The organism is Pseudomonas sp. KH_050 (assembly GCF_057838875.1).
Window position 1 is genome coordinate 3,910,811 of record NZ_CM174478.1, and the last position, 18,152, is coordinate 3,928,962.

Below are 18,152 nucleotides of genomic sequence, written 5' to 3' on the forward strand. Positions count from 1 at the left end.
CGGACATGGACAAACCTTTGCATATCGCCAGCCTGGTGGTGCTTGCCCGTCCCGAACTGTTCGAGGCGGTGAAAGCCAACCTGCGGCTGTTGAAGGGTCTCGAACTGCATCAGGAAAGTCCCGCGGGCAAGCTCGTGGTGGTGCTCGAAGCCGAGGACGAAAGCCAGATCCTCGATTGCATCCAAGAGATTGGCAACCTGCCGGGCGTACTCAATGCCGCGCTGATCTACCACGAAGTCCTAGAAGACACTGGAGAGGTCGTATGAGCATGACTCGCCGGGAGTTCGTCAAGGTTCAGGCCGCCGCTATCGCCGCCGCCGCGGCCGGTCTGCCGATTATTACTTCCTCCAGCAACCTGATTACCGACGCCGAGATGGTCGCCCTGGACTGGAACAAGGCGCCCTGTCGTTTTTGCGGCACCGGCTGCAGCGTGATGGTGGCCACCAAGAATAACCGCGTGGTCGCCACCCATGGCGACGTCAAGGCCGAGGTCAACCGCGGGCTGAACTGTGTCAAGGGCTACTTCCTGTCAAAGATCATGTACGGCGTCGACCGCCTGACCCAACCGCTGCTGCGCATGAAGGATGGTCAGTTCGACAAGCAGGGCGAGTTCCAGCCGATCAGCTGGGATCAGGCCTTCGATATCATGGAGTTGAAATTCAAGGCGGCGCTCAAAGCCAAAGGCCCCGAATCGGTCGGCATGTTCGGCTCCGGGCAATGGACCGTGTGGGAAGGCTACGCCGCCAACAAGCTGATGAAAGCCGGCTTGCGCAGCAACAACATCGACCCCAATGCCCGCCACTGCATGGCCTCGGCGGTGATGGGCTTCATGCGCACGTTCGGCATGGACGAGCCGATGGGCTGCTACGACGATATCGAGGCGACCGACACCTTCGTGCTGTGGGGCTCGAACATGGCCGAGATGCACCCGGTGCTCTGGAGCCGGGTCACCGATCGCCGGTTGAGCCATGCGCATGTCAAAGTGGTGGTGCTGTCGACCTTCGAACATCGCAGTTTCGAGTTGGCCGATATTCCAATGGTGTTCAAGCCGCAAACCGACCTGTTGATCCTCAACTACATCGCCAACCACATCATTGAAAGCGGCTCGGTCAACCAGAGCTTCGTCAGCAAGCACACCCGGTTCGCCAAGGGCGCCGATGATATCGGCTACGGCCTGCGCCCGGACGATCCGCTAGAAATGCAGGCGAAAAATGCCGCCAAGGCCAACACCTGGACCGATATGTCCTTCGAACAATTCGCCGACTTCGTCAAACCTTACACCCTGGAACGCACAGCCAGGGAAACCGGGGTTTCGACCGAACGCCTCAAAGCCCTGGCGCAGCTGTATGCCGATCCCAAGCGCAAGGTCGTGTCGTTCTGGACCATGGGCTTCAACCAGCACACCCGCGGGGTCTGGGCCAACAACCTGATCTACAATATCCACCTGCTCACGGGCAAGATCAGCGAGCCGGGCAACAGCCCCTTCTCACTGACCGGCCAGCCCTCGGCGTGCGGTACCGCCCGCGAGGTCGGGACCTTCGCCCACCGTTTGCCCGCCGATCTGGTGGTGACCAATCCCAAGCACCGCGCCACTGCGGAAAAAATCTGGAAGCTGCCGGCCGGGACCATCCAGGAAAAGGTGGGTTTTCACGCCGTTGAGCAGAGTCGCATGCTCAAGGACGGCATACTCAACGTTTACTGGACAATGGCCAGCAACAACATGCAAGCCGGGCCGAACATCATGCAGGAAGTCCTGCCGGGGTGGCGCAATCCGGAAAATTTCGTGATCGTCTCGGATGTCTACCCCACTGTCTCCGCCCAGGCCGCGGACCTGATTCTGCCCAGCGCGATGTGGGTCGAGAAGGAAGGCGCCTTTGGCAATGCCGAACGGCGCACCCAGTTCTGGCACCAGCTGGTCAGCGCGCCAGGGGACGCCAAATCCGATCTGTGGCAACTGCTGGAATTCTCCAAACGCTTTACCGCCGATGAAGCCTGGCCCGCCGAGTTGCTCGCCAAGGCACCTGAATACAAGGGCAAAACCCTGTTCGAAGTGCTGTACAAAAATGGCCAGGTCGACCAGTTCCCGCTTGAGCAACTGGAAGCCGGGTACAAGAACGATGAAGCCAAGGTCTACGGTTTTTACCTGCAAAAAGGTCTGTTCGAGGAGTACGCCCAATTCGGTCGGGGACATGGTCATGACCTCGCCGAATTTGACCGCTACCACAGCGAGCGCGGGATGCGCTGGCCGGTGGTGGACGGCAAGGAAACCCGCTGGCGGTACCGCGAGGGTTATGACCCTTACGTGGAAAAAGGCAGCGAAGTGCAGTTCTATGGCTACCCGGACAAGAAAGCGATCATTTTCGCCCTGCCCTATGAGCCGCCTGCCGAGGCGCCGGATGCCGACTATCCGTTCTGGCTGAGCACCGGTCGGGTGCTGGAGCACTGGCATACCGGCAGCATGACCCAGCGCGTCGAGGAGCTGTACAGGGCCGTGCCGGACGCGTTGGTCTACATGCATCCGGAAGATGCCAAGGCAATGAATGCGCGCCGTGGCAGTGAAGTGAAAGTGATCAGCCGGCGCGGTGAAATGCGCGCACGCATCGAAACCCGCGGGCGCAACAAGCCTCCGCGCGGCCTGGTGTTCGTGCCGTTCTTCGACGCCAACAAGTTGATCAACAAGGTCACGCTGGATGCCACCGACCCGATCTCCAAGCAGACCGACTACAAGAAGTGTGCGGTGAGGATCGAGCTGATCAGCGCGGCCTGAGGAGGACCTTCATGAGTTACCGCTTGCTACCCGTGCTATTGCTTGCTGCCTTCGGCCTGGCTGTCGCGGCCGAGCTCAACTACCCGCTGGACGCCCCCGGGCCGGACGGCCGCCGACCTGGCGGGACACTGACGCAAAACTCGCCAGCGCCACCCATCGCGAACGACGAGAACAAGGACCTCAAACGCGAGCGCAATTACCCGGACCAGCCGCCGACCATTCCCCACAGCATCCGCGGTTATCAAGTCGACAAGAACAGCAACAAATGCCTGTCCTGCCACAGCCGCGCCAACAGCGCGCGCAGCCAGGCACCGATGGTCAGCATCACCCACTATATGGATCGCGACGGCCAGGCTCTTGCCGCGGTGTCGCCGCGCCGCTACTTCTGCAATCAGTGCCATGTCCCGCAAAAAGAGGTCGCGCCCCTGGTGGGCAACAGTTTCGAGAACATCGACAAGTTGTTGCAAGACGAAGCCAGCGCGCCAGCGAAACCCTGAGGAGAGGTCATGAAATCATTGCTCGCCCTGCTCAAGGACTACTGGGGCGTCTTGCGTCGTCCCAGCGTCCATTACAGCCTGGGGTTCCTCACGCTCGGCGGGTTTATCGCCGGAGTCATTTTCTGGGGTGGCTTCAACACCGCGCTCGAGGCGACTAATACCGAGAAGTTCTGCACCTCCTGCCACGAAATGCGCGACAACGTTTTTGTCGAATTGCAGGAGACCATTCACTACAGCAACCGCTCCGGCGTACGCGCCACCTGCCCGGACTGCCACGTGCCCCACGAATGGACCCACAAGATCGCGCGCAAGATGCAGGCCTCCAAAGAGGTCTGGGGCAAGATTTTCGGCACCATCAGTACCCGCGAAAAATTCCTCGGCATGCGCCGCGAACTGGCCGAACACGAATGGGCCAGGCTCAAAGCCAATGATTCGCTGGAGTGCCGCAACTGCCACAACTTCCAGTTCATGGACTTCACCCGCCAGAGCAAGCGCGCCGCGAGCATGCACTCCACGTCATTGGCCGCTGGCCAGGCGACCTGCATCGACTGCCACAAGGGCATCGCGCACAAACTGCCAGACATGAGTGGGGTCAAGGGCTGGTAAACAGCGGCCGGCTCAGCCCACACGACCAGGTTCTACAGGCTCATGGCTGGTTTTTCGGGAACCCGACCAGCCGAGGCGCAACACTCATGAACCCGCGTTACACGACCACCGCGATTGCCCTCCACTGGCTGATGGCACTGGGGCTGATCGGCGCCTTCGCGATTGGCTTCTACATGCCCGACCTTGCGCTGTCGCCGACCAAGCTCAAGCTCTACTCATGGCACAAGTGGGCCGGCGTGACCCTGTTCCTGCTGGTACTGCTGCGTCTCGCCTGGCGTCTGCTGCATCCCGCGCCGCCGTTGCCGACGAGCATACCCGCGGCATTGCGTTTCGCCTCGCTGGTCATGCATTGGTTGCTGTATGCACTGATGATCGCGATTCCCCTCAGTGGCTGGCTGATGAGTTCGGCGCAAGGTTTCCAGACGGCCTGGTTCGGGGTCCTGCCGCTGCCCGATCTGCTGGACAAAGATGCCGCGCTGGGCGAGCGTCTGCAGGAACTGCATGAGGTGCTTAACTACATCTTGCTTGGCTTGGTGATCGTCCATACGGGCGCTGCGCTCAAGCATCACTTCATCGATCGCAATGACGTGCTCACGCGCATGCTGCCGCTCAGGAACAAGGGCTGACCCAGGGTATTTCAGTCAATGAAGCTCGTGCTCCGGCCGGAGAGTCCCATGAATGATCGGTTCCTGCGTTCTGCCGCCCTGGTCGTCGCACTCATGTTCTGGCCCCTGACCGGTGCCCATGCCGTCCAGTACAAACACGTGAATCCCGTTGCCAGTCAGATCTCCTTCACCTATACCCAGATGGGCGCGCGAGTGTATGGCACGTTCGGCAAGTTCGACGCCACGCTCGATTTCGACTCGGCAAACCCCACAGCGGCCCACGCCGAGCTGACCATCCAGCTCGACAGCATCGACGCCGGCACCAGCGACGCCAACAGCGAGCTGCAGAAACCCGCCTGGTTCAACACGGCGGTGTATCCCGTGGCGAAGTTTGAGTCGAGCAGCGTCAAGGTGCTCGACAACAACCGTTACCAGATCTCCGGCAAGCTCGCGCTCAAGGGCCGCACCCGTGACGTCAACGCATTGGTCGTCTTGAAGCCGCAGCACTCCATCGGCGTGTTCAGTGGCGAGTTCATCCTCAATCGCGCCGATTTCAGCATTGGTGAAGGCGAGTGGGCGGATATCGGGATCATATCCAACGAAATCCTGATCAAATTCCGCGTCGTCGCCCCCGAGCAGTAACCATTACAGGTCCTCTCAATGGGCATAGTGTTTAATAGGGGTATTCCGATTTCATTGAGTGCTGAACAGCCTGGAAGTGTTCCCTCACCGGATCATCAGTCGTCGCGGGTCAGCACTTCCAGCAGCTCGATCTCGAAGGTCAGGTCTGAGTTGGGGGTGATCGCGCCCATCGAGCGATCGCCGTAGGCCAGATGCGCCGGCACCCAGAGTTTGCGCTTGCCGCCGACTCGCATGCCCATCAGCCCGAGATCCCAGCCCTTGATCACCCTTCCTGTGCCAATCACGCACTGGAACGGCTTGCCGCGCTCATAGGAGGAGTCGAACGGGGTGCCATCCTCGAGAAAACCGCGGTATTGGGTGGTAATCAAGGCGCCTTTAACCACTTCTTTGCCTTCACCCAGTTGAATGTCTATCACCTGCAATTCGCTGCTCATCACTCACTCTCGTCGATTCGGTAGCCCTGTCTGGCTCCTGCGGCAGGTTTTCCCAGAATTTTCGCGGGTTGGCAACCTTCATGAGTGCCGTAGCTGTCTCGCGGCTTTCGCAAAAAATACCTGCTGCACTCAAGGGCGAGGACTAAGATAGCCGATGGCCATTTACCAGCAGGGTTTCAATACTCCATGTCGTCAGTGTTCACATGAGCTATGCCTCGCTCAACTTTTGCGCTGTTCTACTGATACTGACGGCCATTGTCGTATGGGCTCGTCGTGAGCGGCGCCTGAAAAACCGCCTGGCCCAGTATCGCGAACTGCTCGAACGCCTGCCGGACGGGGTGATTCTGGTTGGCGCCGATGGTCTCATCCGGCAGCAGAACAGCGCGGCAGCGCGGCTACTGGATAGCGACGACGCCCTCCTGGTCGGCTCGCCACTGTCCAGGTGGTTACCGCATTTGAATGACACCCTGGAGCAACGTCAACGCACCCTGGCCACCCGCGCCAATGGCCAACAGCGGGCGATCGAGGTCACTCGCCTGCCTGCGACCGACAGCGCCAATTGCGTCGTGCTGGTTCATCGCAGCAAGCAATACGGTCACTCGTTCGAGGATGCCGAACGCTACAAACGCAGCCAGTATTTCGCCCGCATCGGCACCTGGGACTGGGATGTCGATACCGAGCAGCTGTATTGGTCAGAAGCGATCTACGGCATGTTCGGCTACAAGGTCGGCGAGGTGACGCCGTCCTATGAACTGTTCTGCAGCTGCGTGCACCCGGATGATCGGGCCCGGGTACGAGCCGGTGAGTTGCGCTGCCTTGAAACCGGCGAGAACCATGACGAGGAATACCGGGTCATCTGGCCGGACGGCAGCCTCCATTGGCTGCGGGAAACCGGCAATGTGGTGAAGAACACCGACGATTCGACGGTAAAAATGATGGGCGTGGTTCGCGACATTACCGAGGAAAGGGCCTCGGCCAGCCACCTGCAGCACCTGGCCCACTTCGATCCGCTGACCGGCCTGCCCAACCGCCTGGCCCTCGAGGCCCGCTTGTCCAAGGCCCTGGAACAGGCTCGGCTGAACGATACACGGGTGATCCTGGTGTTTGTCGACCTCAACAGCTTCAAAGAAATCAACGACCATTTCGGTCACGCCGCCGGAGACCGGGTGCTGGTTACCACCGCTACCCGCCTGAAGAAAATCCTTCGCTCAACCGACACCGTCGCGCGAATCGGCGGCGACGAATTCGTGGTCATTCTCGAAGGCCTGCCCCAAGGCAAGAGCCTGCAAGATGAAGCCCACAGCATTTGCGAAAAAATCTTCGTCGAGCTATCACCCCCTGTCACCATCGGCAATGACCAACGGCACATCGGCACCAGCCTTGGTGTCGCGGTATTCCCGGATCACGCCCCGAGCATGGACACACTCATCCACATCGCCGACCTGGCGATGTACGAGGCCAAGCGCAGCGGGAACAACCAGTATCGGCTAGGCAAGGAAGCTACGTTGCGGGTCCAGGCGGAATAACTGGCCCATTGAAATACGGCGTAGGGCTGAGTCCGTAGCAGCTGCCGAGCCCGTAGCAGTCCCCTTCCCCGCTGCACTATCCCCCCCCACCCCGGTAGAATCCGCACTCAACCAGGACTGGCCGCGCCAGTCTGCATCAATAGTGCGAATCACCCAGGAGTCATCCATGCCCCATGAAGGCAACCTGTTGCAAGCCGCCGTGGTTTTTCTGTTCGCGGCGGTGCTGGCCGTTCCCTTGGCCAAGCGCCTGCAATTGGGCGCGGTACTGGGCTATCTGTTTGCCGGGGTGATCATCGGCCCGTCGGTGCTGGGGCTGATCGGCAACCCACAAAGCGTCAGCCATATCTCCGAACTGGGGGTGGTGTTGCTGCTGTTCATCATTGGCCTGGAGCTCTCGCCGCGACGGCTGTGGGTGATGCGCAAATCGGTGTTCGGCGTGGGCCTGGCGCAGGTATTGCTGACCGGGTCGGTGATCGGCGTCCTTGCCTTGTTCGTCTTCGGTCAACCGCTCAATAGCGCCATCGTGCTGGGCCTGGGCCTGGCGTTGTCGTCCACCGCGTTTGGCCTGCAGAGCCTGGCCGAGCGCAAGGAGCTGACCAGCCCCCATGGGCGGCTGGCGTTCGCGATTCTGTTGTTCCAGGACATCGCCGCGATCCCCTTGATCGCCATGGTGCCGCTGCTGGCCGGTGGCGATCACAGCACCACTGCCACCCAAGACTTGAATCACGGCCTGCAGGTGCTCGGCAGCATCGCCGTGGTGGTCATCGGCGGACGGTATTTGCTGCGCCCGGTGTTTCGCGTGGTGGCCAAGACCGGTCTGCCGGAAGTTTCCACCGCCACCGCGCTGCTGGTAGTGATCGGCACCGCGTGGCTGATGGACCTGGTGGGCGTGTCGATGGCACTCGGAGCGTTCCTCGCTGGTTTGCTGCTGGCCGACTCGGAATACCGTCACGAACTGGAAGCGCAGATCGAACCGTTCAAAGGGTTGTTGCTCGGGTTGTTTTTCATCAGCGTCGGCATGGGTGCCAATATCAGCCTATTGTTCAGCGCGCCGGCCGCGGTGCTGGGGCTGACCTTGTTGCTGATCCTGATCAAGCTGCCGCTGTTGTTTGTCGTCGGCCGGCTGGCCGGCGGACTGGGTCGAGTGAATGCCATACGCCTGGGCATCGTGCTGGCGGCCGGCGGTGAATTCGCCTTCGTGGTGTTCAAGATCGGCCGCGATCAGGGCCTGTTCGAGCCCCATCTGTACGATCTGCTGGTGCTGACCATTACCCTGTCGATGGCGCTGACGCCGCTCCTGCTGCTGTTGTGCGCGCGACTGGTCAAGCCGGCAGTAAAACCGGTGAGCATGCCGCCGGAATTCCGCGACATTGACGCTGATGCGCCGCGGGTGGTGATCGCCGGCATGGGCCGCATGGGGCAGATCGTCGCGCGGATCCTGCGGGCGCAGAATATCAAGTTCGTGGCCCTCGACACTTCGGTGGAAACCATTGAACTGTCCCGCAGTTTTGGCGGGGTGCCGGTGTTCTACGGCGATCCGATGCGCCCGGAGATTCTGAAGGCCGCCAAGGTCGAGCAGGCGGAATTTTTCGTGATCGCCACCGACGACCCGGACACCAATATCAAGACCGCCGAACTGGTGCGCAAACTCTACCCGCAGATGAAAATCATCGCCCGCGCGCGCAACCGCCAGCACGTTCATCGGCTGGTGGATGTCGGTGCGCAAGCGGTGCGGGAAACCTACTATTCAAGCCTGGAGATGAGCCGTCGCACGCTGGTCGGGCTCGGCCTTAGCCAGACCCAGGCCGATGCCCGCATCAAGCGCTTCACCCACCACGACGAACAGGTGCTGGAGGCCCAGCATGCAGTCTATGATGATGCCGCCAAGGTGCTGCAAACCGCCCAGGAAGCCCGGGGGGAACTGGCGCGACTGTTCGAGGCGGATCAGCTGGAGGAACAGGCCAAGGGGTGATGCCAATCAGTAAACAAAATTTATGAACGGAAGATCAATTGTGGCGAGGGAGCTTGCTCCCGCTGGGGCGCGAAGCGGCCCTAAAATCAGTCACCGCGTGTCTTCAGATAGTTTTACGACTGCTTCGCAGCCGAGCGCGAGCAAGCTCCCTCGCCACAGGTACTGTGCCCGACGCCCTGAATGGAATCCATGATGACCACCGCCGACCAAAGCTCCCCTGCCCTCAAGGAAATCTTCAACGCCGAGCGTCTCCAGCATATCGCCACCGAGATGACCGCGGTTTATCCGGCGTTCAATGCTAAAGCCTTCCTCACACTCGCCAATGACGGTCTTGCCGAGTTATCGGTGATGCAACGCCTGGCCCGGGTCAGCGACTGTCTGCACGCGGTGATTGCCCTCGACTACGAACACACACTGGAGCTCCTTCGCGCGCTGGCCCCGCGACTGAACAGCCGTTTCGTCAGCCTGTTCCTGCCCCATTACGTCGCCGCTTATGGCGCCCACGCGTTCGAGCTGTCAATGGAGGCGCTCAAGTACTTCACCGCGTTCGGCTCTTCGGAATTTGCGGTGCGGCATTTCCTGCGCAGCGACTTTGAGCGCGCCCTGGCGCTGATGAACCTGTGGTCGCTGGACGATAACGAGCATGTCCGGCGCCTGGCCAGCGAAGGCAGCCGCCCGCGCCTGCCCTGGTCATTTCGCCTGGAACAGGTGCAAGCAGACCCATCGTTGGCAGCCTCGATCCTCGACAACCTGAACGCCGACAGCAGCCTGTACGTACGCAAGTCCGTGGCCAATCACCTTAACGACATCACCAAGGATCACCCGCAGTGGGTGCTCGAGCTGATCGAAGGCTGGTCCCTGGAAGACCCGCGCACCGCCTGGATCGCCAGACACGCCTTGCGCAGCCTGATCAAGCAAGGCAACCAGCGGGCACTGGCGATCATCGGAGCCGGAGGCAAACCGCAAGTCGAAATCCAGCAACTGAAGATCGAACCGCCAGTGATTCGCCTGGGCGAAAAAATCACTCTGTCCTTCACCCTGAAGTCGACCCTGAGCGACAGCCAGCGACTGGTGGTCGACTACGCCATCGATTACGTCAAAGCCTCAGGCAGCACCTCGGCGAAAGTCTTCAAGCTCAAGGGCCTGACCCTGGCTGCCAACGCCAGGGAAAACCTCAGCCGCGCCCAGCACATTCGCGAGCTGACCACCCGCAAACACTATGCCGGCAAGCACGCCGTGCACATCCTGGTGAACGGCGAACGCTTGGCCAGCAGCGCCTTCGAGATTCTCGATTAGCGCCCTCGGCAGCGCACTCGCAGCGCCGATTCGAAAGTGCCCTGGGTCCCCAAGGCTTCAATCGCCACGTCAACGCCAAGGCTATGGGTGATGGCATGATGCGTTCGACCACATTGCCGTCCTTGAAGTCGACCACATGGGTCGCGCCCAACTGCCTTTACTCAGGCAAACGATAAAGCGCCTGGTCCGGACCGAGCAACAGCGCCTGCTCGCGCTCACACAACTCCACCACGTAATCCCACAACACTCGCAACCGCACCGACTTGTGCAGCTCGCGTCGGGTGCTGATCCAGTAGCTGCGCTGGATGCTCTCGGCCGGCAGCAATGGAACCAGTTGCGGATCGTTGCTGGCCATGTAGCACGGCAACACGGCGACTCCCAGGCCCGAGCGCGCGGCCTGGTGCTGGGCGATCACGCTGGTGCTGTGGAAGACCACCCGCGGGCTGCGGCAGAAGCTGTTGAGGAACATCAATTCCTGGCTGAAGAGCAAGTCATCGACGTAACCGATCCAGGCATGCCGCGCCAGGTCTTCGCGGCTGTGCAGCACTGGCGAGCGGTCCAGGTAGGCGCGGCTGGCATACAGCGCCAGGCGGTAGTCGGTGAGTTTGCGGGTGACCAGCATGTCGACAGTCGGACGTTCGAGGTGGATGCTGATTTCCGCTTCGCGGTTGAGGATGCTGACGAAGCGCGGCACCGCTACCAGCTCCACTTCCAGCCCTGGGTAGCGCTCGAACAGGCCGTTCATGCGGCTGGCCAGGAACATGATGCCCAGGCCTTCGGTCACCCCGACACGGATCTTGCCCTGCGGTGCACTGGACCGGGTGATTTCCTCCTGCGCCAGCAAGGCGACGTTTTCCATGGCTTCGGCGTGCTTGAGCAGCGCCTCGCCGGCGGGCGTCAGTTGGTAGCCCTGGGCGTGCTGGACAAACAGCGCGGTGCCGAGGCTTTTTTCGATCGCCTCGATATGCCGGGCCACCGTGGCGTGGGTGGTTTTCAGCCGGCGGGCCGCGGTCAGCAAACGGCCGCTACGCTGTAACTCGAGAAAAAACCGCAGGTCATTCCAATCGAACATGAGTCTTCCTTGAACGCGCCGCAAGATACAGCTGTCTAAAAACGCACAGCCACTGAGTAAAAACTAACATTCTTTAAACGAAAGCTAACAACTAGGATGAATCACAACAAGAACAACAACAGAAGAGGTCATGGATGCAGCCTGTCGTTGATGAATATGACTACGTGATAGTGGGTGCCGGGCCGGCCGGCTGTTTGTTGGCCAATCGACTGTCCGCCAACCCGGAGCACCGTGTGTTACTGCTCGAAGCCGGCGGCCGCGACAACTACCCGTGGATTCATATCCCCGTCGGTTATCTGTATTGCATCGGCAACCCGCGCACCGACTGGTGCTTCAAGACCGAAGCACAACCCGGCCTGCAAGGTCGCAGCCTGAGTTACCCACGGGGCAAGGTACTCGGCGGCTGTTCGTCGATCAACGGCATGATCTACATGCGTGGCCAGGCCAGCGATTACGATGGCTGGGCCGCCGACGGTAATCCGGGCTGGGCCTGGAAGGACGTGCTGCCTCTGTTCAAACAGAGCGAAAACCATTTTGCCGGCGACTCGCAGTTTCACGGCGCTGCGGGGGAATGGCGGATCGAGCGCCAGCGACTGTCGTGGCCGATCCTCGATGCATTCCGCGAGGCTGCCGGACAAAGCGGCATTGCCAGCATCGATGACTTCAACCGGGGCGACAACGAAGGTTGCGGTTACTTCCAGGTCAACCAGAAGGCCGGAGTGCGCTGGAACGCCGCCAAGGCCTTTCTCAAACCGATCCGCAACCGAACCAACCTCACCGTGCTGACCGATGTCGAAGTCGACCGCGTGCTGCTGGAAAACGGCCGGGCTTCGGCAGTCAGCGCCCGCTGGCAAGGCCAGCCGAAAACCTGGAAGGCGCGGCGGGAAATCGTCCTCTGCGCCGGCTCCGTCGGCTCGCCGAGCATCCTGCAACGTTCCGGGATCGGCCCGAGCGGCTTGTTACAACGCTTGGGGATTGGCGTTGCCCATGAACTGCCCGGCGTCGGCGGCAATCTGCAGGATCACTTGCAGCTGCGGCTGATCTACAAGCTGCAAAACGCCCGCACCCTGAACCAAATCGCCGGCAGCCTGTGGGGCAAGATGGGCATGGGCCTGCGCTATCTGTATGACCGCAGCGGCCCGCTGTCCATGGCCCCGAGCCAACTGGGCGCGTTCGCCCGTTCGGGACCGGAGCAGACTTCGGCCAACCTTGAATACCATGTGCAGCCACTGTCGCTGGAGCGCTTCGGCGAGCCGTTGCATGCGTTCCCGGCGTTTACCGCGTCGGTCTGCGACCTGCGTCCGCAGAGCCGTGGCCGAGTGGACATCCGCTCTGCCAATCCCCAGGAGGCGCCGCTGATTCAGCCGAACTACCTGAGCCACCCTGAAGACCTTCGAGTCGCTGCCGAGGCCATTCGCCTGACCCGGCGCATCGTCGCGGCGCCGGCCCTGGCGCAGTTCAAGCCCAGCGAATACCTGCCGGGCGAGGCCTTGCAGACCGACGAACAACTATACGAAGCGGCGGCCCGGATCGGCACGACCATCTTCCACCCGGTCGGCACCTGCCGCATGGGCAACGACAAGGAGGCCGTGGTCGACGCGCAGTTGCGGGTCCACGGTGTTCCCGGGCTGCGCATCGCCGACGCCTCGATCATGCCGCGCATCACTTCGGGCAATACCTGTTCACCCACCCTGATGATCGCCGAGAAAGCCGCCCAGCTGATTCTCGCACCTACTACAAGGAGCCTCGCCCCGGAAGAAGAACTGCTCACGGAACCACACTTGTAGGAGCTGCCGCAGGCTGCGATCTTTTCAACGGTCACCGTGTTGTCAGGACTGGCTTGAAGATCAAAAGATCGCAGCCTGCGGCAGCTCCTACGCAGGCTGCGATCTTTTCAACGGTCATCGCGTTGTCGGGACTGGTTTGAAGATCAAAAGATCGCAGCCTTCGGCAGCTCCTACGCGCAGATTCCATCACGCAATACCGACATCGTGGCGCCGAACATCGCGGCGACAGTGGAACAACAAAAACAATCACTGTAAGGGATACCGATATGTCAGAACATGCTCAACCCCTGGACGCGACACTTGGAGCGACCACCAGCAAGGAAACCCAGAAAGTCATCTTCGCCTCGTCCCTGGGGACGGTGTTCGAGTGGTATGACTTTTTCCTCTACGGCGCCCTCGCGGCGGTCATCAGTAAACAGTTTTTCGCCGGGGTCAACGACACCACCGCCTTCATCTTTGCACTGATGGCGTTTGCCGCGGGCTTCATCGTGCGGCCGTTCGGCGCACTGGTGTTCGGCCGACTGGGAGACATGATCGGGCGCAAGTACACCTTCCTCGCGACCATCATCCTCATGGGGGTGGCGACCTTCTGTGTCGGCCTGCTCCCCACCTACGCCAGCATCGGCATTGCCGCACCGATCATCCTGGTGGTGCTGCGCATGCTCCAGGGCCTGGCCCTGGGCGGTGAATACGGCGGCGCGGCGACCTACGTCGCCGAGCACGCACCGGCCGGCAAGCGCGGGTTCCACACCAGCTGGATTCAGTCCACCGCCACCCTTGGCTTGCTGTTGTCGCTGCTGGTGGTGCTCGGTTGCCGCTACTTCACCGGTGATCAGTTCGAAGTCTGGGGCTGGCGCATCCCGTTCCTGTTTTCGATCGTGCTGCTGGGGATTTCCACCTGGATACGCATGAGCCTGCATGAGTCGCCGGCCTTCCTGAAAATGAAAGAAGAAGGCAAGGTCTGCAAGGCGCCGATCCGCGAATCCTTCGGCAAATGGGAAAACCTCAAGATTGTGCTGATCGCGCTGTTCAGCATCAACGCAGGGCAAGCGGTGACCTTCTATGCCGCGCAGTTTTACGTGCTGTTCTTCCTCACCCAGTTCCTGAAAATGGACCCGGCCCTGGCCAATGGTCTGCTGATCGTCAGCGTGGTGATCGGCGCGCCGTTCTTCATCTTCTTCGGCTGGCTGTCGGACAAGGTCGGGCGCAAACCGATCCTGATGCTCGGCCTGTTGCTGGCGACCGTGTTGTACTTCCCGATCTTCAAGAGCATTGCCCACTACGCCAACCCGGCAATCGACCTGGCCAGCCGTCAGGCACCGATCACCGTACTGGCCGACCCGGCCACCTGCACCTTCCAGTTCGACCCGGTGGGCAAGGCGCGTTTCGACAGCCCATGCGACAAGGTCAAGACCTTCCTGGTCAAACAAGGGCTGCCCTACAGCAGCGCAGCGGCGCCGGCCGGCAGCCAGGTGCAAGTGAGCATCGGTGACGTGCGCATCGACGGTTACGACGAAGCAGCGTTGCGCGGCGCGGTGACCCTGGCCGGGTATCCGCAAAAGGCGGACGTCCAGCAGGTCAACAAACCGATGATCGTCGCGCTGATGGTCGCCCTGACCTGTATCGCCGCCATGTGCTACGGCCCGCTGGCGGCGCTGATGGTCGAGCTGTTCCCGACCCGCATCCGCTACACCTCGATGTCCCTGCCCTACCACATCGGCAACGGCTGGTTCGGCGGCTTCCTGCCCACCGTGTCCTTCGCGTTGGTGGTGTACACCGGCGATATCTTCTACGGGCTGTGGTACCCGGTGGTAATCACCGGGGTGAGCCTGGTCGTGGGTATGATCTGCCTGCGGGAAACCAGAAACGTGGATATCGATAAGAACTGACGGCCGGGATAGCCGTCCATGACCGGACACAGGTCATGGACGGAGCGGATTCAGGCGGGTTCGCTAACATTTCGCAGCGCGAAATCAACTTGCCCGGCAGCGCTTAGCAGAGCGCTATCGTCCCTGAATCCCCCAATCACTTGAAGGCCTACAGGTAGAGCACCGCTCTTTCGAACCAGTGGAATGTTTATTTGGGGCAAGCCAAATGCCATCCAGCACTTGCTGAAATCGGAAGGGCCTGTTGCTTCAAGACCCAACGGTGCGACGATGCCACAGCTCGCACCGAGGATGGCATCAAAGGGCTTGAAGATTTTTTCCAGCACCGGTGCCAACCTTGCCAGGCGCCTTTTGGCCGCTGACTCTTGTTCCCACGTTGTCGAACCGGCACGTTCTATCATCGCCAGAAGTTCCAGGCTCAGCTTGTCGGGATGCATCTGCAGCTCTTTGGAAAATGATCGGGCGCCCTCGCAATCATTGATCAACAGGTGGTCATCGAAGACGTCAGAAAACTCGTCGGGTAACAGCACCCCCGTCACCAGATGTCCTGCCGAACGTAAACGTTCCATAGCGAGCTCTATGGACTCAGCCACTTCCTCATCCACTTGATTCCAGCGAGCGGTACGAATAAAACCAAAGGTTAACAAATGGGTTTTCCGAGGAAGCCCAGGGAAGCCCGGGATCAACACTCGTGCCATCAGCTCCAGGTCACGAACCGACCGGCCATACCAACCCACAGTGTCGAAGCTGGGTGCCAGTGGCTTGACGCCTTCCAGCGCAACCAACCCAAACGAAGGCTTGAAGGCGTAAAGCCCACAATACGATGCGGGCTTGATCAGTGATCCGGCCGTCTGCGTTCCCAACGCCAGCGGGAAAAAGCCGGCAGCCATTCCTGCCGCAGATCCGGCGCTTGAACTTCCAGGGGTTCGGTCCAGGTCATGTGGATTGCGGGTCGGCCCCGTATGCATGTAAGCGAATTCGGTGGTATGGGTCTTCCCCATGATTACCGCACCTGCCTGGCGTAGCAACGAAACAACGTGCGCGTCACGCGATGGGCAATTTTCAGCATAAATCGCAGAGTAGAACCGGGTGGGATGATCAACGGTGTCGAAGTTGTCTTTGATACCCACCGGTACACCGGCTAGAAGGCCCTTCGCTTTGACCTTTGCCAACTCCCGGGACTGATTGCGTACCTGGTCGGGGTCAAACGACACAAATGCCTTGATGCTCGGCTCATGAGACTCAATACATTCCAGGAAGTGTTCGCTGACCGTCTCGGGATTGGCGACACCGGAGCGAACCCTTTCGGCGATAGCAGTAGCATCGATTTTATTGTAATTATTCATAGCATTCCTTTGCGCCAGGCAGATGTCAACGAATAGTGCGGTCTTGCTATAAACGGGATGGGCAGCCTCATATTGCGTAAACCGATGCCAGATCAGCGAAGCCTTTTATCTCGATAGGATTTCCCGCTGGATCAAGGAAAAACATCGTTGCCTGTTCACCGGCCGCCCCTGGAAAACGAATGCTCGGTTCAAGGACAAACTTGACCTTGCTCTCGATCAGGCGATCTCGCAAAACAACCCAATCCTGCATTTTCAATATCACCCCCAGATGAGGCATCGGCACCCTGTGATCGCCAACACGCCCTGTATTGGTTACAGGAAATGGCTCACCCAAGTGCAACGACAACTGATGTCCAAAGAAGTCGATGTCAATCCAGGTATCGGTACTGCGACCTTCCTTGCACCCCAGCAAATCGCAATAAAAACGACGAGACAGCTCTAGATCGCGGACGTGATAAGCCAAATGAAAAATCGACTGCATACGCTTCTCCCAAGCAGGAACTGCCGAGACAGCAGCACAGAGCCCAGCTTGGTCTTTGTTCATCGATAGAGATAGCATGTTATTTTTTTCAAAGTCGAAAGAAATTCTTATGGATACTCGTTATCTCAAAAGCCTTGTAACCGTTGTGAATTGCGGATCCATAGCCAATGCCGCTCGGTCGGAAGGGTTGACGGCGGCCGCAATCAGCCAGCGTATTCTCGCGTTGGAACGCCAACTCGGCTTTGAATTGCTGTCCCGCGTCGGGCACGCTGCCAAACCCACCGAAGCCTGTCTGGGGCTTTTGCCGAGGGCTCAGCGAATTATTCGCGAGGTCGCGTTGCTGGCGGGAGATGCCGATGCGCACGGACTTACCGGGCCTTTGAGAATAGGCGCGATTTCAACAGTTCTGACCGGCCTGCTACCCCGTACATTACGTGCCCTGACGCAGTCGGCGCCGGGCCTCAAACCGGTAATCGTGCCGGGTACATCGAGGTCGCTGTATCAAGCGCTTCAGTCAGGTGAACTGGACGCGGCCATATTGGTCGCCCCACCTTTTGAACTGCCGAAAGTCTTCCATTGTGTGTCGCTGCGAAAAGAGCCGCTGGTGTTCCTGTCGAAGGAAAATTCCCCGCAGAGCATCCCCGCGCAACTGCTCACGCACCCTTACATTCGCTACGATCCTGATTCGTGGGGCGGACGACATGCGGAACATTACTTGGCAGACAATGGTTTGCTGCCAACGCCGCTGGTGGATCTGGACGCGCTGGAAACCATTGCCATGCTGGTGACCGAGGGTCTGGGCGTCAGTCTTGTGCCTTATTGGTCCGGGTTTGAGCAGTGGGGCCATACCTGTGCGGTGGAACGGGTAGGTATCGACCGGTATGACAGAGAGATTGTGCTGATCAGCCATGCTCAGACGCAGCGCCCCAGGATGTTGGGCGCTTTGTCCGAAGCTCTTTTAACAGGTTCTTGATCGTTTTAAATCCTCTACTGCCTGGCCCTATCGAAAGGACCAAAGGCCTGCCGTCCCGGCCCCTTGGCACAGGCCGGCAGCAACCTGTGCGCTTCACCGAAACGGGCTGACTGTCGCAGCGAATCCCTCTAGTGGGCGCCTTGGCGGGAGGAGCAGGTCATAGCCAAGAATTATGTAGTACCTGAAAATATTCACTACAAATCTATTGACGTGTCGATTGTCCTTTTGCATTATCGACTCGTCTCTCGGATCGGGAGAGCTG

At 60.1% G+C, this 18,152-nt stretch carries 16 protein-coding genes and 1 pseudogene; 12 read left to right on the forward strand and 5 right to left on the reverse strand.

The genetic code is table 11. From position 1 onward, the window contains the following. The first annotated feature begins 5 nt into the window (after positions 1–5). From AC3IUA_RS17665 to AC3IUA_RS17690, 6 genes are all read left to right on the forward strand, one after another. Complete coding sequence (locus AC3IUA_RS17665) at positions 6–266, forward strand: chaperone NapD (protein WP_489355808.1); 261 nt, start codon at positions 6–8, stop codon at positions 264–266. Beyond that, on the forward strand, positions 263–2,767 hold the full coding sequence (gene napA / locus AC3IUA_RS17670) for a nitrate reductase catalytic subunit NapA (RefSeq protein ID WP_489355810.1): 2,505 nt from the start codon (positions 263–265) through the stop codon (positions 2,765–2,767). The genes AC3IUA_RS17665 and napA overlap by 4 nt, the downstream gene beginning before the upstream one ends. 11 nt (positions 2,768–2,778) lie before the next feature. Continuing rightward, a complete protein-coding gene (locus AC3IUA_RS17675) occupies positions 2,779–3,264 on the forward strand; it encodes a nitrate reductase cytochrome c-type subunit (protein ID WP_489355812.1) in 486 nt (161 codons plus the stop codon). 9 nt (positions 3,265–3,273) lie between these two features. Beyond that, positions 3,274–3,870 (forward strand): cytochrome c3 family protein, encoded by a 597-nt coding sequence (locus tag AC3IUA_RS17680; RefSeq protein WP_489355813.1) that lies wholly within the window; start codon positions 3,274–3,276, stop codon positions 3,868–3,870. A gap of 86 nt (positions 3,871–3,956) precedes the next feature. Further along, positions 3,957–4,496 carry a cytochrome b gene (locus AC3IUA_RS17685; protein WP_489355815.1) on the forward strand — a complete coding sequence of 180 codons (540 nt, stop codon included), beginning with the start codon at positions 3,957–3,959 and terminating at the stop codon, positions 4,494–4,496. Between the two features lie 48 nt (positions 4,497–4,544). Beyond that, positions 4,545–5,117 carry a YceI family protein gene (locus tag AC3IUA_RS17690; protein WP_489355817.1) on the forward strand — a complete coding sequence of 191 codons (573 nt, stop codon included), beginning with the start codon at positions 4,545–4,547 and terminating at the stop codon, positions 5,115–5,117. 95 nt (positions 5,118–5,212) lie between these two features. On the opposite strand, the gene AC3IUA_RS17695 is transcribed toward AC3IUA_RS17690, so the two are convergent. Next, positions 5,213–5,551: an FKBP-type peptidyl-prolyl cis-trans isomerase gene (locus AC3IUA_RS17695; RefSeq protein WP_489355819.1), complete on the reverse strand. Its 339-nt coding sequence runs from the start codon at positions 5,549–5,551 to the stop codon at positions 5,213–5,215. 203 nt (positions 5,552–5,754) lie between these two features. On the opposite strand from AC3IUA_RS17695, the gene AC3IUA_RS17700 reads away from it, so the two are divergent. The 3 genes from AC3IUA_RS17700 to AC3IUA_RS17710 all read left to right on the forward strand — a co-directional run bounded on the left by AC3IUA_RS17700 (position 5,755) and on the right by AC3IUA_RS17710 (position 10,345). Further along, positions 5,755–7,077 carry a diguanylate cyclase domain-containing protein gene (locus AC3IUA_RS17700; RefSeq protein ID WP_489355821.1) on the forward strand — a complete coding sequence of 441 codons (1,323 nt, stop codon included), beginning with the start codon at positions 5,755–5,757 and terminating at the stop codon, positions 7,075–7,077. A gap of 166 nt (positions 7,078–7,243) precedes the next feature. Further along, positions 7,244–9,049 carry a monovalent cation:proton antiporter-2 (CPA2) family protein gene (locus AC3IUA_RS17705; protein WP_489355823.1) on the forward strand — a complete coding sequence of 602 codons (1,806 nt, stop codon included), beginning with the start codon at positions 7,244–7,246 and terminating at the stop codon, positions 9,047–9,049. 192 nt (positions 9,050–9,241) lie between these two features. Next, positions 9,242–10,345 (forward strand): DNA alkylation repair protein, encoded by a 1,104-nt coding sequence (locus AC3IUA_RS17710; RefSeq protein WP_489355825.1) that lies wholly within the window; start codon positions 9,242–9,244, stop codon positions 10,343–10,345. Positions 10,346–10,359: 14 nt separating this feature from the next. Here the strand turns inward: AC3IUA_RS17710 and AC3IUA_RS17715 are convergent. Continuing rightward, positions 10,360–10,502 (reverse strand): annotated as a pseudogene (locus AC3IUA_RS17715) (zinc-binding dehydrogenase); the annotation flags it as partial. Beyond that, entirely contained in the window at positions 10,503–11,417 is a 915-nt protein-coding gene (locus tag AC3IUA_RS17720; RefSeq protein WP_489355827.1) for a LysR family transcriptional regulator, read from the reverse strand. 134 nt (positions 11,418–11,551) lie between these two features. Between AC3IUA_RS17720 and AC3IUA_RS17725 the strand changes: the two genes are divergently transcribed. Beyond that, positions 11,552–13,204 (forward strand): GMC family oxidoreductase, encoded by a 1,653-nt coding sequence (locus tag AC3IUA_RS17725; protein WP_489355829.1) that lies wholly within the window; start codon positions 11,552–11,554, stop codon positions 13,202–13,204. 266 nt (positions 13,205–13,470) lie between these two features. Continuing rightward, complete coding sequence (locus AC3IUA_RS17730) at positions 13,471–15,093, forward strand: MFS transporter (protein ID WP_489355831.1); 1,623 nt, start codon at positions 13,471–13,473, stop codon at positions 15,091–15,093. A gap of 50 nt (positions 15,094–15,143) precedes the next feature. On the opposite strand, the gene AC3IUA_RS17735 is transcribed toward AC3IUA_RS17730, so the two are convergent. Both AC3IUA_RS17735 and AC3IUA_RS17740 read right to left on the reverse strand, forming a co-directional pair. After that, a complete protein-coding gene (locus AC3IUA_RS17735; protein WP_489355832.1) occupies positions 15,144–16,436 on the reverse strand; it encodes an amidase in 1,293 nt (430 codons plus the stop codon). Between the two features lie 67 nt (positions 16,437–16,503). Further along, complete coding sequence (locus AC3IUA_RS17740; protein WP_489355834.1) at positions 16,504–16,917, reverse strand: VOC family protein; 414 nt, start codon at positions 16,915–16,917, stop codon at positions 16,504–16,506. A 76-nt stretch (positions 16,918–16,993) separates the two neighbouring features. Between AC3IUA_RS17740 and AC3IUA_RS17745 the strand changes: the two genes are divergently transcribed. Further along, positions 16,994–17,890 (forward strand): LysR substrate-binding domain-containing protein, encoded by an 897-nt coding sequence (locus AC3IUA_RS17745; protein WP_489355836.1) that lies wholly within the window; start codon positions 16,994–16,996, stop codon positions 17,888–17,890. Positions 17,891–18,152: the final 262 nt, after the last annotated feature.